Source organism: Parabacteroides caecihominis, assembly GCF_023656785.1.
In the GTDB taxonomy this organism is placed as follows: Bacteria; Bacteroidota; Bacteroidia; order Bacteroidales; family Tannerellaceae; genus Parabacteroides; species Parabacteroides segnis.
This window is the reverse complement of sequence record NZ_JAMOKS010000001.1, coordinates 282,214-308,061: the sequence shown is the minus strand read 5'-3', so window position 1 is coordinate 308,061 and position 25,848 is coordinate 282,214. Positions and strand designations below refer to the sequence as shown.

Below are 25,848 nucleotides of genomic sequence, written 5' to 3'. Positions count from 1 at the left end.
AATCGACCAGGGTGTACAGGATAGTTACGCAAGGTGTACACCTTAATAAGCCAGGGTGTACAGGGTAATAATAAGGAGTTATGACCCGAGGATTAGTTTCTCCCTTAGTTGACGCTAAAAGATGCCAGGGTTGGATATAGTTTGCCTCCGGTTTATATCATACCCGAACAAGGCGAAATCCCCCAGGCACGGGTCATCCGGGAATACCTTCTTTAAGGCTTCGGTAATCTCGACGGCGGTTTTGAGGGTAGCATTCTTTTGTTCGGTCAATCCCAGTTCCAGCGAAATCTGATGGACGTGAGTATCTAAAGGGATGATTAACTCATGCGGTTTGATGGCTGTTTCCCAGATGCCGAAATCTACAATTCCGTCTTTTCGGACCATCCACCGGAGGAACATGGCGAGACGTTTACAGGCAGACGTCCCCGTCAGTACGGGAATCCCTTCAATTCCTGAGAAAATATCCTGTATCTTTGTCACCGGATTCGGATAAGGACTGGCAGACAAAGCATCTTCCAGCGAGTCATATTCTTCATAAATACTTTTCAGCCGGTCGCACAACTGACGTAGATGGGAGTAGGTGTAGAAACGGTAAAAAGTATCTCTCTTACCGTGTTCAACCGGATTTCCCGCCAAGTTCTTATACCCTTCATTCCTAATCCAACGGTAAGGACTAGGGCCCATTGCATCATGCAGTTCATTCGCTTTCCGGAGGATTAGTTCCCTGCGTCCGTAAGAAATCCAGGAGGTAATAAAAGCGGACACCTCAATATCCCTTTTCTCCGTGTACCGATGGGGAAACTGGACAGGATCGTCCTTGATAAAACCGCTAACATTATATTCATTCGCCCACCGGCGGAGTTTTTCTTTTATTTCTTCATTCATTCTTTTTACCTGTATCAGTATCTTTCCTTTTCAATCGCTTTATATCTTCATCCAATTCCTTAATACTATTCAGACGTTCGGATGCACGCTGCACCTCTTTATATTGCGTATATTCCTGTCCGGCTTTTTGTACAGCCAACTGATGGGAAATACGTCCCGCATCTTCTAGAATACTTTTTTCATTCATAGTCAGAACCAGTTTCAACTTTTCTATCCAATCTTTCATATACAAGGGCTTATGAGCCATTGCCTGTGCTTCCGCGAAAGCTAAAAACTGTTCGACTATTAGTTTCAACATCTTTACTTCTTCTTCATTCAGATAGTTTTTACCAATAGCTATATCCGCTTTAAGAACTTTATCGGGATAGGTCGTAGAAGTCAATCCCATCATAGGTAACGACGCATTGGCCCGGTAATAAACCAATTCTGCGGCAGTTTTACCACAGACAGCCCAAAGTAACTTATTCTGTACTTCTTTATAAAAAGAAAGCGTCATCTCATCAGACGGGTCGTAATCGATACTTGTAGCATAAATATCTTTGATTTGCTGGTAAAAGACTCGTTCCGAAAGCCGGATTTCCCTAATACGTTCCAGCAATTCCTTAAAATAATTCATGGAAGAGCCTGTTTTGAAACGTTCGTCATTCAATGCGAAACCTTTAGTGATATAATCACGAAGCCGTTGAGTTGCCCAAATGCGGAATTGGGTACCTTGCTGTGATTTTACCCGATAGCCGACGGATATGATGACATCCAGATTATAGTAATTGGTATTATATTCTTTTCCGTCTTCGGCAGTTGTTCGGAAATTCCGAACAACTGCCGAAGAATCCAATTCTCCTTCTTCAAAGATATGTTTAATATGTTCACTTATGGTCGATTTGGACTTTCCGAATAAAGTACTCAACTGCGATTGTGACAGCCACACAGTTTCCCCCTCAAACAGAACATCCACTTTAATAGTTCCATCCTGTGACTGGTATATTAATATCTCGTTGTTATTATTTTTCTCATCCATGTTACTTCTTCTTCAGGAAATACTGCCGTTGTTCCTCCGGATAATGTTCGATGGCATAACGGAGAGCTGTGCGGGGGAGGCGTGTAGCGTGCTTTTCGAGAAAGTCGGTTAATGTTTCCCGGTCTTTTTTGCCGACTTCGCGGAGCATCCAGCCCACCGCTTTATGCATCAGGTCATGTGTATGCGTCATCAGCTTTTCTGCCAATGCCAATGTATCGGTATATTCACGGTTACGGATGAAAGTGACGGTAGAAACCATAGCAATCCGCTGTTCCCACAAACAGTCGCTATCCGCCAGTTCATATAATCGGGTACGGTCTTTATCCAGCAGGTAAAGACCTACCAGATGCGGGCAGGTAACGTCTACCAGGTCCCAATTATTGATGCGCCGGGCATTATCCAGATAGAAATCATACAATTTCTTACGGTCGGCCTCAGAGGCTTTCTTGAACTGCTCGACCACAATCAGCAGGGCACAAAGGCGGGCTTCATGGTATTCACTTTCAATCAATAGCTGCAACTCGGATAAAGGCGTCTGCTTATTCGCTTTTGCAATGCTGCGGGTGAGGGGAACGACCAGCCCGAGAAACACATCACCTTCGGCATACTCACCGGGCCCCGTCTTGAAAAAACGTTGCAGGAAAGCGGCCTTCTCCGGATTCGCCACCGAGAGAAGCTCGCTCAACACAAAAGCTGCCGTCATGGACGCATGACGCGTGACACAGGACGGTCGCCTTCCAGGAATCCGATTACGTTGTTGCAAACGGTACGTGCCATAACGATACGTACATCCATTGTCTGCGTGCCGATATGAGGCGTCAGTACCACATTTTCCATTTCCAGCAATTCGGGCAGCGGATAGTCGCCAAATTCAAATACATCCAGTCCGGCGCCATGAATCGTTCCGTCCTGCAAGGCCTTTACCAGCGCATGTTCGTCCACCAGCGGGCCACGGGCGGTATTAATCAGGATAGCCGACGGTTTCATCTGTTTCAGTTCCGCTTCGCCGATGATATGGTAGGTATCGGGAGTATAAGGAGCATTCAGGGAGACAAAATCGGACTTCGCCAACAGCTCTTCCTTAGAGACGTACGTCACGTTCAGTTTCGTCTCTTCCTCCACGTAAAGTGGGCGGCGGTTATGGTAAATCACCTCCATACCGCAGGCATTCGCACGTTTGGCCAATGCCTTTCCGATACGTCCCATGCCGATGATACCGAGTGTCTGTCCGGTAATATTCACGCCAAGATTTTCGAGTACACCCACCTTCATCTCTTTGCCGAGCGTACGCAGTTTGCGGTCGCATTCGGTGATACGGCGGGCAGTATCGATCATCAGTCCCAAAGCCAGGTTGGCGGTAGGGGCGGTGACAGGGTCGGGAGTATTGGCTACGGTGATACCTTTTTCCAGGCAATACGCCACATCTATATTATTATAACCCACCGCGTAGTTGGCTACCAGCTTCAAATTCGGGGCATGGTCGACCAGTTCCTTATTCACCGGAAAGTCGAACATGGAACATAGAACATCGTATTCCGGAATCATTTCCAACACCTCTTCATAAGTGAAATCTCTTCCTTCGGGAAAAGTCACGTCATAGTTACTTTCCAGCTCGGTAAACCCTTCGCGGAACATGTCGTAGGTTACTAATATCTTTGCCATAAGTCGTTACGTTTTATTATTCAGGCAAAAATACAAATCTATTGTTAATTAATTCCTATTTTTGCAGGTATAATATCAAAAAGCAGTGGATGTGATTAGTTATATTCATGTAAAAAAATAAATGAATCCTACCAACCCTGCTTTTTAGTTTAAGACAAATTATAACAACTAACATATGGTTCTGAACTACATCTGGATCGCTTTCTTTCTAATCGCTTTCGTCGTCGCGCTGGGTAAACTTATCTTTGCCGGCGATACGGCTGTCTTCACAGAGATTATCAATTCCTCTTTTACGTCTGCCAAGACCGGATTCGAGATATCGCTCGGACTGACCGGTATCTTGTCGCTCTGGCTAGGAATTATGAAGATTGGCGAAAAGGGGGGAGTCATCCAGTCGTTTGCCCGGTTGGGGGCACCGGTTTTCAGCAAGCTCTTCCCGGGCATACCGAAAGAGCATCCGGTGACAGGTTCTATCTTTATGAATATCTCCGCCAACCTGCTGGGACTGGACAACGCTGCCACACCGATAGGGTTGAAAACCATGCAGCAGTTGCAGGAATTGAATACAGAAAAAGATTCGGCCAGCAATTCGATGATCATGTTCCTTTGTATCAATGCATCGGGATTGACGCTTATTCCGGTCAGCATCATGATGTATCGGGCACAAATGGGGGCGGCTAATCCGTCGGATGTCTTTTTACCTCTTATGCTGGCAACCCTTACCTCTACATTAGTGGCCGTTTTAGCTGTCTGTATCAAACAGCGGATCAATCTGCTTCAGAAAAATCTGGTATTGTTCTTCGGTGGATTGGCTGTTTTTATCGGAGGACTGGTCTGGCTGTTCAATTCGTTGGAGCAGGAGCAGGTTTCCCTTTATTCGACCTTGTTTGCAAACACATTATTGTTTACGATCATCTGCGGATTCATTGTCAGTGGCATCCGCAAAAAGATCAATGTATACGATACATTTATCGAAGGAGCTAAAGAAGGATTCAAGACCGCAATAACGATCATACCATATCTGGTAGCTATCCTGGTCGGAATAGGTGTATTTCGTGCTTCAGGAGCAATGGATTTTATCATCGAAGGTATCCGGACAGGCGTAGGTGCTTTAGGCTTAAATACAGACTTTGTAGGTGGCCTGCCGACTATTTTGATGAAGCCGTTAAGCGGAAGCGGTGCACGGGGGATGATGCTGGATGCGATGAACACCTATGGTGCCGACTCATTTGTGGGCCGGTTGGCTTCCATCGTGCAAGGTTCGACGGATACAACGTTTTACGTAGTTGCACTTTACTACGGAAGCATAGGTATACGCAACACCCGTTATACTATTCCATGTTCTTTGCTGGCTGATTTGGCCGGGGTGATTGCGGCAATAGCTTTGACATATGTATTTTTTACCTGACAGGTTATTTCCGATTATCAAAATGTCACTACTATACCAGGTAAATCGGATTAATATGGCAGGTATTTGAAAATACTATACCGGGTAATATTTTTTAACATATCATTCAGAAAGATAAATAAGAATAATAATAGCATTATGACAATATCATTTTACGCGGAAGACATCGAACTTCCGGCCATCAAGAAAGAGGCTGTCAGCAACTGGATCAGGAAAGTTGCCGAAACATACGGTAAAAAGACAGGGGATATCAGTTACATCTTCTGTTCCGATGAAAAGATCCTGGAAGTAAACCGCCAGTATCTGCAACATGATTATTATACGGATATCATCACATTCGATTATACCAGCGGAAACAAGATATCAGGCGACCTTTTCATCAGCCTGGATACAGTAAAAACAAATGCGGAAAAGTTCGAAACTCCATACAACGAAGAACTGCATCGTACCATCATCCACGGAATCCTTCATCTATGCGGCATCAACGACAAAGGGCCAGGGGAGAGGGAGATCATGGAAGAAAACGAAAACAAAGCACTGGCTATTTTGCCGGGAGAGTGCCGGGAGAGTTAATCCCGGCATTTTTTCTTTTGCAACAAACAAATTAGTATGGGATATGATCTATTTTACTAACTCTTTCAGCTTCCCTTTTAATGAACCGGGGCCATATCCACTCCACATCTCCTGTACTGTCCCTTCCGGTGAGATCAATACATAGTGGGGGATACCTACTACCTTATAACGGGCTGCCAGTCCGGTACGACCGTTTTTCAATTCATTCCATTGGTTTCCCGTCATACTCTTTTCGGAAATAAATTTCTTCCAGTTTTCTTCACTATCACCACTGATACTGACTACCGCCAATTTGTCTTTATATATCGCTGTTACTTCTTCCATCTCCGGAATGGATTGTACACAAGGGCCACATCCCATACTCCAGAAATCAAGTAAAATATATTGTCCTTTGAACTCAGAAAGATGATGAAGGTTTCCTTCCGGATCATACAAATCGCCATCGGCCATTTCATCACCGACATTCACTTCCGCTCCCAAATTCATATATTCAGTAATATTTTTCCCTGCCGGAGTCTCTCTGTCAGCCTCAGACAATCGGGCATACAACGCTTTAATTTCAGGAATATACGGATTTTCTTTATCCCATTGCAAACGCGAAGCATGCAGTAAATATTTATCCAGCCATACGGACGATACTGGGGCTGTACTTAGATAATCAAGTTCTTTCTTCAAAATTATTGTTTCCAAAGGCTCCTTTAATTTACGGAGAGAATCCACCTGTTTCCAATCAGCCCGCTGAAGTTCTTCATTATCGGCATGTTCCTGAAACATTGTACGCAGCAAGTCATACTCGTTTGCAGTATATTTCAACACCTCCAACTGTTCGGGAAAGGAAGCCTCCACAAAACGATTTTCTTCAACCTGTTCTGGCAGGTCGCTTTCCACCTTCCAAGTCTTTAATAATTTATCATTTCCTGTTACCTTTATATATTTACCGGGGGCAGTCCAAACATTTATCCAAAGACCGGGAAAGCCTTTACTGCTGGACATCAAATATAGTTCACGTTTTCCGGACGTAATCGTATCGTGCAATGAAAACTCACCATTGATAAGCGTATCTTTCATTATCTCCTTTATTAATTGGCCTTCCGATACACAAAGTTCGATAATGGCGCTATCAGATACATTTTCAAGATATCCCTGAATTAAAAATTCATTTGCTGGAACAGAAGGACGATGGGAACAAGCCCCTGTTAACAGCAATGCACATAATGGCAAAGATAGCACATACTTTTTTTTCATATCCTATTATTTTTAATGCCGGCAAAATTGTTTTAAGTCGCAACAAAGATAAAATTTTATATTATATCACCGGCAAATATCATTGGCTAAAGCCTTTTAGAAATACCATCCCAAATTAAACTGGATAACGCCATTATGATCTTTTCCCCTGAAAAGATTACTGCCACCAAAAGTATATTCCGACTCCTTAAAGATATAAGTACAACCTAAATTATAATTGACTGAAACGATTAATCCCATATCAAACGTGTAACCGGCCCCCATGGAAAAAGAAAGATCACACGGACTCATATCATCCTTTATATTCCTCGAAACGGTTTTTGTTTCAAAAGGGGGGTAACCCAACGAATATTTGAAGTTAGTTCCTTTTGCCCGGACATTAATACCTAATTGCGGACCACCAAACATATGGAAACCTTTATACAAATAGAACTTTGCATAAATAGGAATATTTAAATAATCAATGTCCAATTTGGATGTTTCACCTTTATATTTATAGCGGTATCCCTGCATGGAATAATAAACTCCCGGTTCCAGTGCAAACAATTTGGAAAAACGGATTTCTCCGGCAACTCCGACATTTACACCAGACCGCATATCAGCAAAACTTTCCGGGTAGGTATTAGCCAGATTAAACCCGATTCGGGGAATAAAATGAAACTCTTGTGCGGATATCTGAATAGAGATAAAGGCAACAAACAAAAGGAGTACTAACTTTTTCATAACATATCTAATAACATTGTTAAATATATAGATGCCGGATATTACTAATATGTTGCATGAGAACTTAATTTTTAATGTATGAAGTCATTGAAGCAATAAAACTGGTAAATACTTCGTTTATTAAATAGTAGTCACTCAAAAACATATTATTATGAGCACATTAGCATCAAATCCACAAATCAAGAAAATGATCCATTCAATTTCTGAGATTTGGTTTATCATTATTTTATCCATTCCCGCATGGAGCATGACTAGTTATCTGATCGTAAAAGAGTTTGATAACTTCACATTTGTTCTTACTTTGTTTTTTACAATTGCCATAGGCCTGCTGATCAAACAACTTTTTCAAAAAACAGGTTGGATAAGTTCATTGCTTGGTTTTCTTCTTTCTTTGGCTTCCCTATATATGATTGGAGCATTGCTTTCCGAATATGGAGAATTTCCTACAGGGGCAGAGCCAAATGCCATAAAAATGATTATCATCGGAGGAACTCTTGTGGGAACATCCCTAATTCTGGCATTAAAAATGTGGTACCAAGGTGTACTTAATATGCTTGCCAGCTAAAAGCTGTTATGATTGAAGTTCATTACAGATTTTCAACATAGTAATCCTCAGAGGTCGTAAACTTTGCCTGATAACAGCAAAAATAATTTCTTCATCGACATTGGCATATTCATGCGATATGATATTTCTAAGAGCTATTACTTTTCGCCAAGGTATTTCAGGATACCTCAGTAATAGCTCTCCATTGGTACATTCATCTATCTTCTTAATATTCTCTCCAATGATTTGAAGACGTATTACACGACCAGATCACAACGATCTAAAACTCTACCTTTATCAAACATAAATGCCATCTTTCAGAATGTTATTCTTTAGTGCGGGGCGCAGTGAATCTCTTAACCTAATCAAATCAACCTTACATTTACACAATGATTCCAACAATTCTTTAAGATCAAAAATAATGAATGGCTCCACTTTCTCCAGTGAAACAAACACATCCAGATCGCTTTCCTCTGTTTGTTCTCCTCTGGCAACAGAACCATAAATACCCAGCTCTTTAATACCAAACTGAGGACCAAACTCTTTTTTGAATTTCGACAGTATTTCTTTATATTCTGTTACAGACTTCATAAGCATTTCGTTTTTACAAAGTTAGGAATAAATTTAATATCTACGATATAGGATGATGCAGAATGTGTTTCAAGCTGTAATCCTAATTCTCATCCAAACTCGCCATTCACTCATTTTTCAACCGGGTGAAAGTCTTTCGCCTATACTTTTGAACTGTAATCAGATTTTTCATTTAAATTTACAGTTATGAAAGCAAGACTCTTATTTTTATTCCTGTGCCTGACATGGAACGGCTGGGCGGACACATTCGTCCCTTACAATCCCGACTCACTGAAAAAGGGAGATTGGATAACCCTCGAAACTGTCCATTACTATCCCTATATCGCTCCGGGGATTAAAGAAGAAATCCCTTGGAGGGCGGAGAATATACGCCGGATCACTATACAAGCAACTGTGGCAGAAAAAACAGACAAGTCCATTTCTATCGACTATACGCTGGGGTACTTGTATGATTGTCGTAATGACAAAGAAAAGCCCGGCTTTTATTATTTTGACAGCCGTTATCAGCAGGATTTCGCTTTCGATAATAATGCGTCAAACAAACAAATCTTGCGCGTTACGTACGATCGGAAAAGCCGGAAACCACTTGCATTCGATAAAAAGGACTCATCTTTCTCTTATTCGAAAACGTATGTTCCTTTCGGAGTAAGACAGGAGGGATTATCCACTCATCTGGAAACTTATGTCCGGGATTCGTTAAACCTGGATGAACTGATTACCCCGGTTGCAAACGATTTCCTCACCGGATGGAAAGAAGACGGGACTATTCAAACGACACTGGGTACACGGGTCATCGATGCCTCATTTGTTCTTCCTCCGAATACGGAATTTACTTGTAGCAATTTCGATATCGATGCATCTAAGGATTTGACCATTCACAAAAAAATATTTATCGCTTACCCAACAGAATACAAAGTAGGAAAACGAGTAACGCTACTGCTTACTCCAGGAGACTCCATTATTCAAGACAAAGAGGTATATGCAAATACACATACCTACCATTACGAGGGACAAGGAAATGAACAAAACAATCTCCACTATAACTATCGACGGTTTTCACACTACAATTCTGAATATGACATCACTTTTCCCAATGAACTGAAAAAAGCATTCCAATCCCGCGATTCTCTTTTTCAAACCGCCATGGAGAAAGATTTCGAGAATATGGACCCTTATTGGCGAAGAGCATTCGAACTCTCGGAACAGTACTTCAAAGGAAGGTTTATCTTATCGTACTATACGAGAGCCACCGATAAAGATGCCTGGCATAAAAGTGGTTTACTCGACTGGCAAGCTCCCCACTTCGCATCGGTCAACCCACTTATCGATTATGCATATAAACTGGAAAAATGGGATGCAGCAAACTACGGTTCTTTTCTGTATACCTACAGTGCCTATAAAAAACAAGAGATTTATTCAGACAACCTATGTCTGAATAAGCAGAAAAAATTAACTCCTCAGGAAGATTATCTTCTGAATAAACAAATCCTCTCCGGTTATCCCCAATATCTGGTAAACGGAGTAAACCTGTCAACTTTAATGTACGGTAAGATGCTATCTGAACTAGAAAAGGATTATAACGATTTTATCACTTCCTGTCCAGATACCAGCTTGACAAACAATGTAAAAAAAATATACAATAAACTATTACCTTTTGAAGCAGGAAAGAATATCAAAGAAGCCGGTCTGATCATAACCGACAGTCTGCATTTGGTAAAAGGAAGCGACCGAAAATACATCCTGTTATTTTTATCAGCAAGCAAAGGTCTCTACGGAATAAACCTTCAAAATGCACTCGACCTGAAACAACTCCTTAAGGAGAAAGGATTGGATTCTACCGTACATCTCGAACTCTACGCAGATTTTGAACGTCGTAACACAGAAGTGGTAAAGCCATATAAAGCCATTCCCGAGAAGCAAGCACACGATATGAATTATAATCTGGGGTTCAGCTGGGTTACTATCCTGATGCGCGAAGACGGGACTATTCTCTATCGGAAATTCAGCAATATTTTAGACACCGAGCCAATCCCTGAATTAATTCAAAAAGACCTGAATAGAGAAGACAAATCTTTCAACGATTTTATGAAAGGATTCAAAGAGGGCATTCTAGGTGCACTCCTAATCGCAGCAATCATCGGTATCATTTACTATCTCCGAAACAAAAACAGACAGAAGCAGGAGCGTAACTGCCGTCATATCCGCGAACTCGAACTCCGTGCCATCCGCTCCCAGATGAACCCGCATTTCATCTTTAATGCGCTAAGTTCGATACAGAATCTGATCAATCGCTCGGCCAATCAGGAGGCGAACAAATACCTGATCGATTTCTCACGTTTACTGCGCAAAGTTCTGGCTACATCCGAAAAGAAACTGGTTCCTCTCTCGGATGAGATCGAGCAACTGGAACTATATCTGAAACTCGAACAACTTCGTTATCCTTTCTCTTACTCGTTGACAGTCGATCGGAATATTGAGCCGGATGCAATCGAAATTCCGGGAATGCTGATACAACCTTTCGTTGAAAACGCTGTTAAGCACGGAATCGCTCCACGCGGTACGGGAGAAATCATAATTCGATTATCTTTGCAAGATCAGTTGTTGATAATCGATATCACTGACGATGGTCCCGGATTGAAAACAGAAGCAAATGGTGGCTTCGGTATCCGTGCCGTCACCAATGAGTTCGAAATATTAAAGACTTTGTACAATACGGAAATCGGTATTACGATCGAAAACAGACAGGAGAAAGAGTCTGTTTCCGGTTGCCACGTCCAATTATCCATTCCTCTATAAAAACAAAAATATGGAGACAAAAATAACCGCAGCAATTGTTGATGACGAGCAGGGGAACCGGGAAAACCTGCTCCGCATGCTCGGTACCTATTGTCCGCAAATCAAAATTTCGGCTATTTGCAGTTCAGTCACGGAAGCCCGTACCGTCCTGCCCGAAGCTAAACCGGATATCCTTTTTCTGGATATCCGGCTGGGCGACGATACCGGTTTTTCCCTCCTGGAAAGTCTGCCGGATATTCCTTTTGAAGTGATCTTTGTAACGGCTTACGACAGCTATGCAATCCAGGCTATCCGCTTCAGCGCACTCGACTATTTACTGAAGCCTATCGACCCGGAAGAACTGACACATGCTGTAGATAAAGCCGTCCAGGTCGTCTTACGAAAACAGGAAAACAAGCGGATGCAAAACCTTCTGCAAAACAAGCGGGCACTGGATAAACAAAAGAAAATAGCCCTGTCAGTCGCCGATAAAATTGAATTTGTTGAAATCGGCTCTATCGTCCGTTGCGAATCGGAAAGCAACTATACCACTTTTTATCTTAAATCGGGAGAGAAGCTGATCGTATCAAAAACATTAAAAGAATTTGACGACTTGCTGACACCTTACAATTTCCTCCGTATTCATCAATCACATCTGATCAATCTGGAGGAAATAAAAAGTTTCATTAAAAGCGATGGGGGATATATCCGCATGAAGGATGGTTCTTCCATCAGCATTTCCCGCCAACGACGGAATTATGTGATGGAAGTTTTAAAGCAGTTGTAAGCCGTAGCGGTCTGAATTCCCGTTCACTCTTTATATTTCAGGTCGAAGCGTCCTTCTGTAATACGGTCTCCCTCAAAAGTCCCACTGAATATCCCGTCAGACATCCGGGTAATGTGGACTTTTCCATCTCCGATTTTTTGGTTATCAAAAGAGACATTCGTGTACGGAAGTGTTTCTCCTTGTTTGGGATTAGGTATTGAAAAGCGAAGGTAAGAATCGAAACCTATTTGTGCCGAAATCGTCATGCCGGTACTATCTTCCAGCTGGGTAAATTCTGCGACCGGCACCCCCCAGCGGCCGCTTACAGATACCCAACCGTCAACCAGGCAACCAAATGTATTCGTACCGGTCGCAGTAGCCTCAGGCATAAGAGTAGGGTCAACCGATTTATTCTCTTCACAAGCTATACAGAAAAAAAGCAAACAGATAAATAATATATGTTTCATAATGGTGTCTAATTAAAAATGAAAATTCATACCGAACAACAACGATAATTGAGAAAAGCAGCCGCCACCGCCATTCAATTCAGGTGACTCGACCTGCCATTTCTGACCATGGTATTTGACGGAATAACTGTCCGAAGAGGTAACGATCCAATTCACCTTTGCAGAGATTCCTATATGTTGGGAAAAGAGATATTCACCGCCTGCGGATAAGTTATAAGCGAGCTTGTTCATCGATACATTCCGCGGTTTATCGTACACCAAACTTTTATCTTTGTAAAGCTGGTATCCCAAACCCGTCGACAAAGATAAATTAAACTTCTGCTTGACGTAGAACAGGGCGATTTGTGGCGCAATGTAGTTCATCAGAATTTTATCGGAGCCTTCATCATGACTATTTTTATACTGTCCACCCTGATAAATGAGACCGGGAGACAGTTTAAATGAATCGAAGATATATTTATCCCCCAGATAATAGTAGTTAACACCCCAGGAAACCCCGTTCCGCAAATCACTGCGATAAGCATCGGAGTTGTTAGTAATCCCGATCATCTTTCCCAAATACCAGGAGGGACCCGCATGGACAGAAAACAACGATTTTCCGACCGACGCCTCCTGGGCAAACAACGAAAGGGTTGACATCAACAGCCCCAATAAAAACAAATACTTTTTCATAACATTCTTTTTAGACTTATATTAATATATGATGGACTATAGAATTTAAAAGCTGCATAGAAACATATAAAAAATATATTTAGGATAAAGCCACCAACAAATCTGCATCTGTAGAACCTTTAACGAAACAAAGCATAAGCAAAATATCCTTTGGGATGGTGGCTAAAAGGCGGAGTATGACTATCTTTGCAAAAGAAACAAAGAGAATTACGACAATGACTTTCAATTACGATGTGATCGTGGTAGGTGCTGGCCATGCAGGCTGTGAAGCCGCAGCAGCTGCCGCCAACCTGGGTTCAAAAACGCTTCTTATCACCATGGACATGAACAAGATTGCACAGATGAGTTGCAATCCGGCCGTAGGCGGTATCGCCAAGGGGCAGATCGTCCGTGAAATAGATGCGCTGGGAGGGTATATGGGGATTGTAACAGACCGCACTGCGATTCAGTTTCGCATGTTGAACCGGAGTAAAGGTCCGGCTATGTGGAGTCCGCGCGCCCAAAGTGACCGTGCCCGTTTTATTGATTGCTGGCGGGGAATACTGGAGAACCTTCCGAACTTATATATCTGGCAGGATACTGTCCGCGAAATAATGCTGGACGGAGATACAGTCTGTGGTGTAAAAACTAATATGAATGTAGAATTCCGGGCAAAGAGCGTAGTCTTAACAAACGGAACGTTCCTGAATGGCTTAATGCATATCGGACGTACACAATTACGTGGCGGACGCATCTCGGAACCGGCAGCAACGGGACTCACGGAACAACTGGTTTCTCTGGGAATTAAATCGGAACGGATGAAGACCGGAACACCTGTACGTATCGACGGTCGCAGCATACACTTCGATGAAATGGGCGAACAACCGGGAGAGAACGACTTTCATAAATTCTCTTACCTCAATTTCCAGCCGCGCCCGTTAAAACAACTTAGCTGCTGGACGACTTTCACAAACGAAGCATGTCATGCTATTTTGCGTGAGGGCCTCCCCGACTCTCCCCTGTACAACGGACAAATTCAGAGTATCGGCCCGCGCTATTGTCCCAGCATCGAAACAAAGATCGTAACATTTGCAGATAAAACCCAGCATCAACTGTTCCTGGAACCGGAAGGCGAAACAACACAGGAGTATTATCTGAACGGCTTCTCCTCCTCTCTCCCATTAGACATCCAGTTGCGTGCGCTGCAAGCAATCCCTGCATTCAGAGATATTCAGATTTACCGCCCGGGATATGCAATCGAATACGATTTCTTTGATCCGACGCAATTACATCATAACCTGGAAACAAAACAAATCCGTAACCTGTTCTTTGCCGGACAAATTAACGGTACGACCGGTTACGAAGAGGCAGGCGGACAAGGATTGATAGCCGGCATCAACGCACATATCAATTGCCACGGAGGCGAACCGTTTATCTTAGGGCGCGACGAAGCCTATATCGGCGTACTTATTGACGACCTCGTAACGAAAGGTGTAGACGAACCTTACCGTATGTTTACCTCCCGTGCTGAATATCGCATCCTGCTCCGCCAGGATGATGCCGATATGCGCCTGACAGAAAAAGCCTACAAAATAGGTTTGGCAAAACAAGACCGCTACGACCTGCTGACAGAGAAAAAAGAACACAGGGATGCTATTATCAACTTTACAGAAAACTATTCCGTAAAGTCGCAATACATAAACGAAGGATTGGAAAAGCTGGGTACTACCCCACTCGCTCACGGTTGCAAACTGATCGACCTGATCCTTCGTCCGCAACTCACTTTGGAAAGCGTTGCCACCCTCGTCCCCGCACTCCGCACAGAGTTGGACAAGGTTCCTGCTTCACGTAAAGAAGAGATTATCGAAGCAACAGAAATCCTGATCAAGTATAGCGGTTACATCCGGCGCGAACAGATCATCGCAGAGAAAATAAACCGCTTGGAGAATATCCATATCAAAGGTAAATTCGACTACAATTCGATCCAGTCTTTATCGACCGAAGCAAGACAAAAGCTCACGAAGATCGACCCGGACACCATTGCACAGGCAAGCCGTATTCCAGGCATCTCCCCCAGCGATATAAACATCCTACTGGTGCTCCTCGGGAGATAAAACGCGAATTGTTCCACGTGAAACATTTACTTTAGGTAAAAGAAGCTAAAACACTGGGTATAGGACAGAAACAGTTAAACAAGATGAGTTCAGAAACGGAGAAACATATAAAAATGATACTTTCTATCTTGCCGGACAAGCCTGGTTGCTACCAGTACTTCGATGACAAGGGAACGATCATTTATGTAGGTAAAGCGAAGAACCTGAAGCGCCGTGTTTCCTCCTATTTTAATAAGGAACACGACAGCAATAAGACACGTGTACTGGTAAAGCAAATCCGCGACATCAAATACATTGTTGTCAATACAGAAGAGGATGCCTTGCTGCTCGAGAACAATCTGATCAAACAGTATCGTCCCCGGTACAACGTCATGCTGAAGGATGACAAAACATATCCTTCGATTACCGTAAAGAACGAATATTTTCCCCGCATATTTCAGACTCGGAATATAGTAAAGGATGGCTCACAATATTACGGTCCCTACCCGTCCGTATACACTGCCAAGGTCATGCTTCAGATGCTGAAGGAACTTTATCCGTTACGTACCTGCAAATATCCATTGACACCGGAATCTATCGCAGCAGGAAAATATGATGTCTGCCTGGAATACCATATCAAACGTTGCAAAGGACCTTGCATAGGTTTGCAATCTATGGAAGAATACCAGCAAAACATTTCCGAAATAAAGGAAATCCTTCGCGGAAATATCTCCCAAATCAGCAAACACCTCTACGAAGAAATGCAGGTTTTAGCCGGAGAACTGAAGTTTGAAGAAGCTCAAAAAATAAAGGAGAAATACGAAGTAATAGAAAACTACCGCGCAAAATCGACAGTAGTTACGCCTATGCTTCATAATATAGATGTATTCTCTTTTGCAGAGAACGAGAAGTCGGCTTATATCAATTTCATGCATATTGGAAACGGGGCGATCGTACAGGCTTATACTTTTGAATACAAAAAACGGCTGGACGAAACCAAAGAAGAACTGCTCAGCCTGGGTATCGTAGAAATGCGCGATCGTTTTAAAAGTACGGCACGCGAAATCATCGTTCCTTTCGAAATGGAAATGGAATTAGGTAATGTGACCTTTACGGTTCCACAGCGTGGCGATAAAAAGAAGTTGCTGGAACTATCCGAAATGAATGTAAAGCAATTTAAGGTAGACCGACTGAAACAAGCGGAAAAACTCAACCCGGAACAACGAAGCACACGTATTCTGAAAGAAGTACAGGACGCTTTGCATCTACCCAAATTGCCGATACATATCGAATGTTTCGACAACTCGAACATACAGGGAAGCGATGCCGTGGCTGCCTGCGTTGTCTTCAAAATGGCGAAACCATCGAAGAAAGACTACCGCAAATACATTATCAAGACAGTGGTCGGGCCCGATGATTACGCATCCATGAAAGAGGTGGTACGCCGCCGTTACCAGCGAGCCGTAAACGAAGGTTCTCCCCTGCCCGACCTGATCCTTACCGACGGTGGAAAGGGGCAAATGGAAGTTGTCCGGGAAGTCATACAAGACGAACTTCATCTCGACATACCGATAGCCGGACTGGCGAAAGACGGAAAGCACCGGACCTCCGAACTTCTTTTCGGCTTCCCTCCCGTTACGGTCGGCATGCCGATACAAAGCCAGATGTTCCGCTTCTTTACACAAATACAGGACGAAGTACACCGCTTTGCCATCACCTTCCACAAGGACAAGCGCAGCAAAAGCCAGACCCGCTCCGAACTGGACAGCATCAATGGGATCGGAGAAAAGACTAAAGTATTACTTTTGCGCCATTATAAGAGCGTAAAGAGAATACGGGAAGCCAGCTTCGATGAATTGAAGGAATTGATCGGGGAAGCTAAAACAAAAGCATTAATAAATGGTTTAAAGTAAACATACAAATGAGAACAGTTATACAGCGTGTACAGCATTGCTCCGTTACAATCGACGGACAACTCAAATCCAATATAGGAAACGGGATGCTGGTATTGGTCGGTATCGAGGACCGCGACACACAGGAGGACATCGAATGGTTGTGCAAGAAGATTGCCAACCTGCGCATTTTCGACGATGAAAACGGGGTTATGAACCGTTCTGTAATCGATACGGGCGGCGAGGTAATGGTGGTTAGCCAATTCACTTTACATGCCTCTACAAAGAAGGGAAACCGCCCCTCCTACATCCATGCCTCCAAACCGGACTTTGCCATCCCGATGTATGAATCATTCTGTGCCGAAATGGGACTGCAAATCGGCAAGAATGTCGCCACCGGAGAGTTTGGCGCAGATATGAAAATAGAGTTACTGAATGACGGGCCGGTCACTATCCTGATCGACTCGCAAAATAAAGAATAAGATGGCTGATATTACCTTGCAACAAGCCCAGGAGAAAGTGGACCAGTGGATCAGGACGTATGGTGTACGCTACTTCAACGAGCTTACCAATATGACGATCCTGACCGAAGAAGTAGGCGAACTGGCGCGGATCATGGCACGCACCTACGGCGAACAATCGTTCAAAGAAAGCGACAAAAACCGCGATCTGGGCGATGAAATGGCCGATGTGCTATGGGTATTGATCTGCCTGGCAAACCAGACCGGCGTGGACCTGACCGCTGCATTCGAAAAGAATATGCAGAAGAAAACCAGCCGGGACAAAGAACGACATATAAACAACAATAAATTATAATTTATGGCACACGAACACAATTGCAGCTGCGGTCACGACCATGATCATGAACATCATCACGATCATGAACACGAACACATGGACAAATACCATGAAGCGTTCGCCAAATTCGACCCGGCCGGAACGGAAGAAATAGTAGGAAAGCACGTCGTATCCATCCTGGAAAAACACGAAAAAGAGAACTTCACCCCCGAAGTCCTGAAACAAATCCACGGATGCATCGACCTGACTTCGCTGACCAGCATCGACACAAAAGAAAGTATCTGGAAACTGGTAGACCGGGTAAATGATTTCGAAGGAACCCGCCCCGACGTTCCGAATGTCGCTGCCATCTGCACCTATCCCCTATTCGTGGAAACAGTCAAGCAGGCATTGACGGCACAGGAAGTAAAGATCGCCTCGGTAGCTGCCGGATTCCCCTCCTCACAGACATTCATCGAAGTGAAGATTGCAGAAACAGCCATGGCAGTCATGACGGGAGCCGACGAGATAGACGTAGTGATGAACCTCGGTTATTTCATGGAAGATAACTATGAAGAACTGACCGAAGAGATACAGGAGATCAAGGAAAGCTGCCGCGAAAGCAAGCTGAAAGTGATTCTCGAAACCGGCGCCTTAGTCACTCCGGAGAATATCCGGAAAGCTGCTATCTTAGCCCTGTATTCAGGCGCAGATTTCATCAAAACATCCACAGGCAAAGGTTACCCCGGTGCAACCCCGGAAGCCGTCTATACGATGTGTAAAGTGATCAAAAAGTACCATTCCATCACAGGAAAGCAGATCGGTATAAAAGTATCGGGAGGTGTACGCACCGCTGAAGATGCTGTCAAATATTACACGATCGTTAAAGAAGTACTGGGTAACGACTGGCTGAACAAGGAACTGTTCCGCATCGGAGCCAGTAGCCTGGTAGAAGATATTGAGCACCGCCTGGGGAAATAAATCAAGGGATGTTGCCAAACATACAAATGGCACACAGATGACACAGATTGGGCAGATTTACGCAGATATTAAATAATAAAAATCTGTGTTCATCTGCCCAATCTGTGTCATCTGCGTGCCATAATGAAACTTTTGTAATATCTTATGATCATTTCTGCCGCTCCATAATATAATCGGCCAACGCCAGCAAACCTTCGCGGGCATCCGATTCCGGAAGCTGCATAAGCACCTCCACTGCTTTGTCGTGATACTCTTTCATACGCATTTCCGCATATTCAATACCGCCATTCGCCTTGGCAAACTCGATCAAAGCATCAATATTCCGAGATGAGAAATCCTTTTCATTAATAACTTTCAAATATGATTCCACCTCTTCTCTCCTGCCACTTTCAAGTGCATGCAGCAAAGGCAGCGTCACCTTTCCCTCGCGTATATCGTTACCGGTCGGTTTGCCGATATTCATTTCTTTGAAGTAGTCGAAGATATCATCCTTGATCTGGAAACAATACCCCAGATACTCTCCGAACTTACGGCATTTAAGCACCAGTTCCTGCGGAGCATCCGCCGAAATAGCCCCGATCTCCGTGCAGGAAGAAAGCAGCGTAGCCGTCTTCTTCTTTATCACCTGCATATAGCAAGCCTCGTCGAGGATACTCTCTTCGGCCGTTTCGAGCTGTTTGATTTCTCCCTCCGACAGGTCACGTCCGAGGTTGGATACGATATTTATGATTTGCAAATTGCCTGTTTGGATAGAACGGATCAATGCGGTGGAAAGGACATAATCACCTACCAGTACCGAAATGCGGTTATCAAAAATAGCATTCAACGAAGGGACCCCCCTACGCTGCTTCGTCTCGTCAATAACATCATCATGTATCAGGGTAGCCGTATGCAACAATTCAAGGAAAACGGCCGAATTGATCGTATGGTCGGTTACTTTTCCACAAGCTTTTGCTGTGAGAAGTACCAGTAACGGGCGGACATGTTTGCCGCTGGCATGCAAGAGTTGGTCGATGGCTGATTGCAACCTATGCGTCTCACTACGAAGTGAATCCGCAAACTCATCGTTAAAGCGTTTAAACTCTTCCGCAACCGGTTGTTCTATTTTCTTTCTATCATTCATAATCTATCCAAAGATTCGCAAAAGTAACAAAAAGTATTGAGTAAGCGAGTTTTTTCGTACATTTACCGTCTATTGTCACCCTAAAACGTGTTAAAAGAGATGAAGCTATTCCTCATAGACGCGTATGCACTGATCTATCGGTCGTACTACGCATTTCTTAAAAATCCGCGTATCAACTCGAAAGGCATGAACACTTCTGCCATTTTCGGTTTTATCAACAGTCTGGAAGACGTTCTGAAACGCGAGAACCCGACGCATATCGCCGTGGCTTTCGACCCGAAAGGCCCGACCTTCCGTCACGAAGCCTACGAGTTATACAAGGCACAGCGGGAAGAAACCCCGGAAGTGATCCGGCAATCCGTTCCTATTATAAAGGATATTATAGAAGCATACAATATCCCTATACTGGAAGTTCCCCGCTTTGAGGCAGACGATGTGATCGGCACCGTATCGAAGCAGGCTGAGAAAGAGGGATTCGAAGTTTATATGATGACACCCGACAAAGATTATGGCCAGCTGGTATCCGAACATATATTTATGTACCGTCCCAAGTTCGGAGGCGACTACGAGGTGATGGGCGTCAAAGAAGTCCTGAATAAATACTCGCTGACTTCGGTCGACCAGGTGATCGACCTGCTGGGTCTGATGGGTGACAGTTCCGATAACATTCCCGGCTGCCCAGGTGTCGGAGAGAAAACGGCGCAGAAACTTCTCGAGGAATACGGCTCGATCGAAAATCTGTTGGAGAATACCGACAAGCTGAAAGGTGCCCTCCAGAAGAGAGTAACGGAGAATGCCGAACAAATCCGTTTCTCCAAATTCCTGGCAACGATCAAGACGGACGTCCCCATCCAGTTCGATGCCATGAAATGCGTCCGTGAAAAACCGAACGAAACCCGTCTGACCGAGATTTACACGGAATTAGAATTCAGAACATTTATTAACAAGATGACAGGCGAAGAGAAAAAGCCCGCCCCCGCCCCGCAGAAGGTGGCAGCGAAAGGCCCGGTTCAAGGCAATCTCTTTGACTTATTTGCACCCGAGGAGCCGAGTGTTCCAAAATATTCGACTCTCGCGAGCTTAAAAACGACTCTTCATATATATAAAACCGTTGATTCTAAAGAAGAAATGGCTAAATTAGGCCGTTTTTTAGAAGATCAGGATTTTTTCGCTTTTGACACGGAAACAGATGGCATTGACCCGCTTACTGCCGGATTGGTTGGAATGTCGTTCGCGGTGAAGGAAAACGAAGCCTGGTACGTCCCGGTTCCGGCCGACAAGGAAGAAGCAGCGAAAATTGTCGCCCACTTCTCCCCTGCCCTCCAAAATCGCAAATTACAGAAAATCGGACAAAACATTAAATTCGATATTATCGTCCTCCGCAAGTACGGAGTCCGCGTGGCCGGTCCGTTATTCGACACGATGATCGCCCACTACCTGCTGAACCCGGAACTTCGTCACGGGATGGACTACCTGGCGGAAACATATCTCAAATATAAACCCGTCCCCATCTCGCAGCTGATCGGTCCGAAAGGGAAAAACCAGCTTTGCATGCGCGACGTCCCTCTCGCCCAGATCGCCGAGTACGCCGCCGAAGATGCCGACGTCACTCTGAAGCTCAAAAACTTCTTTGCCCCCGAATTGAAGAAAGCCGGCATCGAGTCTCTCTTCTTCGACATCGAAATGCCTTTAATATATGTATTGGTAGAAATGGAGGCGACAGGCGTCAAGCTCGACACGGTTGCGTTGAAACAGTCATCGGAAGAACTGACCGCCGCACTCAACAACCTGGAAAAAGAGATTTACGAACTGGCAGGCGTCAAATTCAATATCAATTCCAGCAAACAGGTGGGCGAAGTCCTTTTCGAACATCTCAAGATCGAAGAGAAAGCCAAAAAGACAAAAACAGGCAGTTACAGTACGAGCGAAGATATTCTGGAAAAAATGCGTTCCAAACACCCGGTAGTAGGCAAGCTGCTGGAATATCGCGGACTGAAAAAATTGTTGAGTACCTATATAGATGCCCTTCCCGAACTGATTAATCCGGAAACAGGCAAGATCCATACCTCGTTCAACCAGACTGTCACGGCTACCGGCCGCCTGAGTTCGACGAATCCGAATCTTCAGAATATCCCTATCCGCGACGAACTGGGACGTGAGATCCGCAAAGCATTCATCCCCGACAACGAAGATTGTACCTTCTTCTCGGCGGACTACTCGCAGATCGAATTGCGCATCATGGCCCATCTGAGCCAGGACGAGCACATGATCGAAGCCTTCCGCAGCGGTGCCGATATCCACTCCGCAACCGCCGCCAAGATATATGGCATCCCGGTAGAGGAAGTGACTGGTGACATGCGCCGCAAGGCAAAAACGGCCAATTTCGGGATCATCTACGGCATCTCCGTATTCGGACTGGCCGAACGGCTGAACATCCCCCGGGCAGAATCCAAAGAGCTTATAGAAGGTTATTTCAAAAGCTACCCGGGTATCCGCGATTACATGGACGAGAGTATCCGCATCGCAAAAGAAAAAGGCTATGTCGAAACGATATTCAAACGCAAACGCTACCTGCCGGACATCAATTCGCACAACGCCATCGTACGCGGTTATGCTGAACGAAATGCGATCAACGCCCCTATCCAGGGCAGCGCCGCCGACATCATCAAGGTAGCGATGGTACGCATCTACAACCGTTTCGAAGAAGAAGGTCTGAAAAGTAAAATGATCCTCCAGGTACACGACGAACTCAACTTCAACGTCTGCCAAGACGAACAGGAAAAAGTACGCCAGATCGTCCTCGAAGAAATGGAAAACGCCATCCAGCTCCAAGTCCCCCTGATCGCCGACTGCGGTGAAGGGAAGAACTGGCTGGAGGCACATTAAACAGAGTTCTTATAAAACATACTAGTATATGAAATACCTCATTCTTGCCCTGGCATTATCGTTCGTTTGCTCCTGTAAGCAAACGAACGATAAAAACATACAACTGGTCACAGTCGACGTCGCAAAGGACTATCCACCCAAAGAAGTCTGGTTGCAAGACATCGCCGACATAGAATATATCCCACTGGCAACCGCCGACAGCATGCTCGTCAACTCCGACTTTTCCGTTGTCTCAAACGACGGCATAGTGGTAAGAGGCGGCAAAGTCGGTGAAATCCTGCTGTTCGACAAACAAGGCCAAACGCTGCAAGGCCGTATATGCTGCCAAGGACAAGGGCCGGAAGAATACACCGCAGTCATTTTCAATATTGTCGACTGGCAACGGAAAGAGGTATTCATTGCCGACTTCACCACCCTGAAAGTATATGACTTCTCCGGGAAATATCTCCGTACGCTGAGCCGTCAAAGCATTATGGATTTGAATATCATCGACCTGAATAGGGATTATCTGTTATGCAGCCTGTTTAAAGAAGGAAACGAAGATCCGTATGCCCCCTATTTTCTTCTCTCGAAAGAAGATGGAAAAATAGATACGTTATCAATAGAAATTCCCCATTGCATAGCCAGCGACCGCAAAATAGTATGGGATGACGGACATACCAATAACGCCTACGGAATCTTACCGCAATTACACAGTTGCGCAGACAAGATCTGGCTAACAGACGTCGCATTAGACACCATCTTCGTGATGCACCCGGACCTGCATCTCGAGCCGGTCATGGTTCCCCTCCATGCACCCACTACAAATCTGGAAGCTCCTCTCCTGCTCTTCCGGGGAATGAATGACCGGTATGCCTGGATAAGCAGACTTCCGCGACAGGTAACAGTTAAAATGAGCGATATGGTCGCCAACCGCGAGAAAAGGGAAAAGCTATACATGTACGACCGCAATGCTGACGAATGGTGCGAACCGGTTTATCGCAACCGTGCCATAAACAACCGCAAGATGGACCCGAAGTTCATCAACACTACAGCTGTCCCATACGGCTACGGCCTGATCGAACTGAATGCCATGGACCTGGCAGAAGCCTACGCCAATAATAACCAGATAACGGACGAGAAACTGAAAGAAATAGCCTCCAACCTAAAGGAAGAAGATAACCCGGTCCTGATGATCCTGAAATTCAAAAACTAAAAGACAGACGGATAGTTGCATGAAACAGCATCAGAATAATGTAGCAACTATAGAAAGTTTTGAGCTGTCTACAGTGCCTTTTAAACGAGGCTCGCCTCGTGCCGCAGGCTCTCTTTTGCCGTTGGTTTCAACCAACGGTTCTAAATATAGGAGGCAAAGCCTCTTCCTTTGTGGGATTTATCCCCTTTCATTATATGATACCCAATAAAGGGGTTGAAACCCACAGAGGAATCCGGTAAAACCGGAAGGTTTATCTATCCGTCAGTTGAAACTGACGGCAAAAGAGAGCCTGCGGCATGGGGCTTTGCCCCATTAAAGACAATGATACTAATTAGTTCACCTCTGACAAATCTCGAATAAACCACCATCCCCATTGTCATACCGACACATTGATTCATTATTGACAAATTATTCCAATGCAATTAGCCTGCCCTTTGATTTACTTCTCGTATCTTTAGTCCCGGATTAAAAATCAAAGGAAGATGACTAAAAGAAACATTTTATCTGTTCTATTCGCAGGTTTACTGGCCGGCAGTTGCTCAGGGCCGGAAGTGAGATTAGAAAATATCAACCCATACGCAGTCCCACAAATCTCAATCGAAGAAGAGGCATTGGCCGATCTCCCGGACCTGTTCGCTCCTCCTCTGCATCTGCTGAACGATACATTACTCTGCCTGCTGAACTCGCAGGATGCCTCCTCCATCCGTATCTTTCAGACTACAGGCAAAGAAATGAACCAGTATACGCTAAAGAAGAAAGACACCGCCATCGTCATATCTCCCGACAAGAATTTACAGGCCCGACTCGAATATCTGAACCCGGCCAACAACGTCTATTACGAACTCGCTGTAGACCGCGGAGAAATGTCGATTGCCGATTTCACCCGCCTGCGGTTAGGTAAATTCTCCCCCAGCGAAGCGTTCAAGGTAGGCGATAAACTGTTTGTCGGTCTCGGCCCTTACCTCAAAGGGCTATTAAGTGTTTTCGACAAAGACAAGCAAAGCAAAGAAATCAACTTCTTTGGAAATTATCCCGTTGCCGGCACGGAATATCAATACCAGGAATACCTCGACTATTTCCAGGGATATCTGGCCCGACGCGACAACCAGTTCATATACGCCAGCACCTATTTCGGTTATATCGCCTCCTATTCTTACGAAAACGAGCGCCTAACCAAGCAATGGGAAAAGCAAACGTCCGACTTCCTGTATCAAAGGGTAAACAACCGCATCGAATTCGATAGCCTTCACCACGAGGGATTCGGATGCATCACAGCCGGCAAAGAACATATTTACGCCTTCAGCCAGTACCTGTCGGAAAAACAGATGAAAGAAAACGGAATATTAGTCTTCGACAAAAGCGGAAAGCTACTCTCCTGCCTCCGGATAAAAAACCCCGTCGTCTACTTGGTAACAGACAGCCGTGAGGAAAATTTATATGCCGTCTCTTACGACATAGAAGAACAACATTTGTACCTAAGCAAATTAAAAACAACCCTATAAACCCACCGATTATATCACTCTACGATTACATCTGGAAAATAATGCTGCGTAAAATCCCTTACGAAAAAGAAGGCACCCTCTACACCGCAGG

At 44.5% G+C, this 25,848-nt stretch carries 24 protein-coding genes; 13 read left to right on the top strand and 11 right to left on the bottom strand.

Features of this window, described 5'->3' with window-relative positions:
- Window positions 1-114: 114 nt before the first annotated feature.
- The 4 genes from NBH14_RS00910 to NBH14_RS00895 are packed head-to-tail and all read right to left on the bottom strand — an operon-like array spanning window position 115 to window position 3,565.
- On the bottom strand, window positions 115-885 hold the full coding sequence (locus NBH14_RS00910) for a TIGR02757 family protein (RefSeq protein ID WP_186957960.1): 771 nt from the start codon (window positions 883-885) through the stop codon (window positions 115-117).
- Window positions 878-1,903, bottom strand: a complete 1,026-nt coding sequence (locus NBH14_RS00905) for a virulence RhuM family protein (protein ID WP_128133394.1) — start codon at window positions 1,901-1,903, stop codon at window positions 878-880. Before NBH14_RS00905 ends, NBH14_RS00910 begins: the two co-directional genes overlap by 8 nt.
- Window position 1,904: 1 nt before the next feature.
- Window positions 1,905-2,606, bottom strand: a complete 702-nt coding sequence (locus NBH14_RS00900; protein ID WP_128133393.1) for a DNA alkylation repair protein — start codon at window positions 2,604-2,606, stop codon at window positions 1,905-1,907.
- Complete coding sequence (locus NBH14_RS00895) at window positions 2,603-3,565, bottom strand: 2-hydroxyacid dehydrogenase family protein (RefSeq protein WP_128133392.1); 963 nt, start codon at window positions 3,563-3,565, stop codon at window positions 2,603-2,605. The genes NBH14_RS00900 and NBH14_RS00895 overlap by 4 nt, the downstream gene beginning before the upstream one ends.
- A 175-nt stretch (window positions 3,566-3,740) precedes the next feature.
- On the opposite strand from NBH14_RS00895, the gene NBH14_RS00890 reads away from it, so the two are divergent.
- Both NBH14_RS00890 and ybeY read left to right on the top strand, forming a co-directional pair.
- Complete coding sequence (locus NBH14_RS00890) at window positions 3,741-4,973, top strand: spore maturation protein (protein ID WP_186957959.1); 1,233 nt, start codon at window positions 3,741-3,743, stop codon at window positions 4,971-4,973.
- 138 nt (window positions 4,974-5,111) lie between these two features.
- The gene (gene ybeY, locus NBH14_RS00885; protein ID WP_048314858.1) at window positions 5,112-5,546 is read left to right on the top strand and encodes an rRNA maturation RNase YbeY; all 435 of its coding nucleotides are present in this window, start codon (window positions 5,112-5,114) and stop codon (window positions 5,544-5,546) included.
- Window positions 5,547-5,594: 48 nt separating this feature from the next.
- Here the strand turns inward: ybeY and NBH14_RS00880 are convergent, their stop codons facing one another.
- Both NBH14_RS00880 and NBH14_RS00875 read right to left on the bottom strand, forming a co-directional pair.
- Entirely contained in the window at window positions 5,595-6,791 is a 1,197-nt protein-coding gene (locus tag NBH14_RS00880; RefSeq protein WP_186957958.1) for a TlpA family protein disulfide reductase, read from the bottom strand.
- Window positions 6,792-6,887: 96 nt separating this feature from the next.
- Window positions 6,888-7,514, bottom strand: a complete 627-nt coding sequence (locus tag NBH14_RS00875) for a porin family protein (RefSeq protein WP_186957957.1) — start codon at window positions 7,512-7,514, stop codon at window positions 6,888-6,890.
- A 151-nt stretch (window positions 7,515-7,665) separates the two neighbouring features.
- Between NBH14_RS00875 and NBH14_RS00870 the strand changes: the two genes are divergently transcribed.
- Complete coding sequence (locus NBH14_RS00870; protein WP_186957956.1) at window positions 7,666-8,079, top strand: hypothetical protein; 414 nt, start codon at window positions 7,666-7,668, stop codon at window positions 8,077-8,079.
- Window positions 8,080-8,085: 6 nt separating this feature from the next.
- On the opposite strand, the gene NBH14_RS00865 is transcribed toward NBH14_RS00870, so the two are convergent.
- Window positions 8,086-8,301, bottom strand: a complete 216-nt coding sequence (locus tag NBH14_RS00865) for a HepT-like ribonuclease domain-containing protein (protein WP_436277949.1) — start codon at window positions 8,299-8,301, stop codon at window positions 8,086-8,088.
- Between the two features lie 54 nt (window positions 8,302-8,355).
- Window positions 8,356-8,649, bottom strand: coding sequence for a nucleotidyltransferase family protein (locus tag NBH14_RS00860; RefSeq protein ID WP_128135432.1), 294 nt, complete (start codon window positions 8,647-8,649; stop codon window positions 8,356-8,358).
- 186 nt (window positions 8,650-8,835) lie between these two features.
- Here NBH14_RS00860 and NBH14_RS00855 point away from each other — a divergent pair, with 186 nt between their 5' ends.
- On the top strand, window positions 8,836-11,445 hold the full coding sequence (locus tag NBH14_RS00855; protein ID WP_186957955.1) for a sensor histidine kinase: 2,610 nt from the start codon (window positions 8,836-8,838) through the stop codon (window positions 11,443-11,445).
- A gap of 10 nt (window positions 11,446-11,455) precedes the next feature.
- Window positions 11,456-12,211 (top strand): LytR/AlgR family response regulator transcription factor, encoded by a 756-nt coding sequence (locus NBH14_RS00850; protein WP_128135435.1) that lies wholly within the window; start codon window positions 11,456-11,458, stop codon window positions 12,209-12,211.
- Window positions 12,212-12,234: 23 nt separating this feature from the next.
- On the opposite strand, the gene NBH14_RS00845 is transcribed toward NBH14_RS00850, so the two are convergent.
- Window positions 12,235-12,657: a Riean_0653 family protein gene (locus NBH14_RS00845; RefSeq protein ID WP_186957954.1), complete on the bottom strand. Its 423-nt coding sequence runs from the start codon at window positions 12,655-12,657 to the stop codon at window positions 12,235-12,237.
- A 12-nt stretch (window positions 12,658-12,669) separates the two neighbouring features.
- Complete coding sequence (locus tag NBH14_RS00840) at window positions 12,670-13,329, bottom strand: outer membrane beta-barrel protein (protein WP_010801228.1); 660 nt, start codon at window positions 13,327-13,329, stop codon at window positions 12,670-12,672.
- Between the two features lie 215 nt (window positions 13,330-13,544).
- Between NBH14_RS00840 and mnmG the strand changes: the two genes are divergently transcribed.
- The 5 genes from mnmG (at window position 13,545) to deoC (ending at window position 19,051) form a co-directional block, all read left to right on the top strand.
- On the top strand, window positions 13,545-15,422 hold the full coding sequence (gene mnmG / locus NBH14_RS00835; protein WP_186958140.1) for a tRNA uridine-5-carboxymethylaminomethyl(34) synthesis enzyme MnmG: 1,878 nt from the start codon (window positions 13,545-13,547) through the stop codon (window positions 15,420-15,422).
- Between the two features lie 83 nt (window positions 15,423-15,505).
- Window positions 15,506-17,314, top strand: a complete 1,809-nt coding sequence (gene uvrC, locus NBH14_RS00830) for an excinuclease ABC subunit UvrC (protein WP_186957953.1) — start codon at window positions 15,506-15,508, stop codon at window positions 17,312-17,314.
- 8 nt (window positions 17,315-17,322) lie between these two features.
- Complete coding sequence (gene dtd, locus NBH14_RS00825; RefSeq protein ID WP_010801225.1) at window positions 17,323-17,775, top strand: D-aminoacyl-tRNA deacylase; 453 nt, start codon at window positions 17,323-17,325, stop codon at window positions 17,773-17,775.
- A 1-nt stretch (window position 17,776) separates the two neighbouring features.
- On the top strand, window positions 17,777-18,109 hold the full coding sequence (locus NBH14_RS00820; protein WP_186957952.1) for a nucleotide pyrophosphohydrolase: 333 nt from the start codon (window positions 17,777-17,779) through the stop codon (window positions 18,107-18,109).
- Between the two features lie 3 nt (window positions 18,110-18,112).
- A complete protein-coding gene (deoC, locus tag NBH14_RS00815) occupies window positions 18,113-19,051 on the top strand; it encodes a deoxyribose-phosphate aldolase (protein ID WP_186957951.1) in 939 nt (312 codons plus the stop codon).
- Window positions 19,052-19,199: 148 nt separating this feature from the next.
- On the opposite strand, the gene NBH14_RS00810 is transcribed toward deoC, so the two are convergent.
- A complete protein-coding gene (locus NBH14_RS00810; protein ID WP_186957950.1) occupies window positions 19,200-20,174 on the bottom strand; it encodes a polyprenyl synthetase family protein in 975 nt (324 codons plus the stop codon).
- A 99-nt stretch (window positions 20,175-20,273) separates the two neighbouring features.
- On the opposite strand from NBH14_RS00810, the gene polA reads away from it, so the two are divergent.
- The 3 genes from polA (at window position 20,274) to NBH14_RS00795 (ending at window position 25,757) form a co-directional block, all read left to right on the top strand.
- Window positions 20,274-23,060 (top strand): DNA polymerase I, encoded by a 2,787-nt coding sequence (gene polA / locus NBH14_RS00805; RefSeq protein WP_186957949.1) that lies wholly within the window; start codon window positions 20,274-20,276, stop codon window positions 23,058-23,060.
- Window positions 23,061-23,088: 28 nt separating this feature from the next.
- Window positions 23,089-24,255, top strand: a complete 1,167-nt coding sequence (locus NBH14_RS00800; protein WP_186957948.1) for a DUF4934 domain-containing protein — start codon at window positions 23,089-23,091, stop codon at window positions 24,253-24,255.
- Between the two features lie 482 nt (window positions 24,256-24,737).
- Window positions 24,738-25,757, top strand: a complete 1,020-nt coding sequence (locus NBH14_RS00795) for a hypothetical protein (protein ID WP_186957947.1) — start codon at window positions 24,738-24,740, stop codon at window positions 25,755-25,757.
- The last annotated feature ends 91 nt before the right edge of the window (window positions 25,758-25,848 follow it).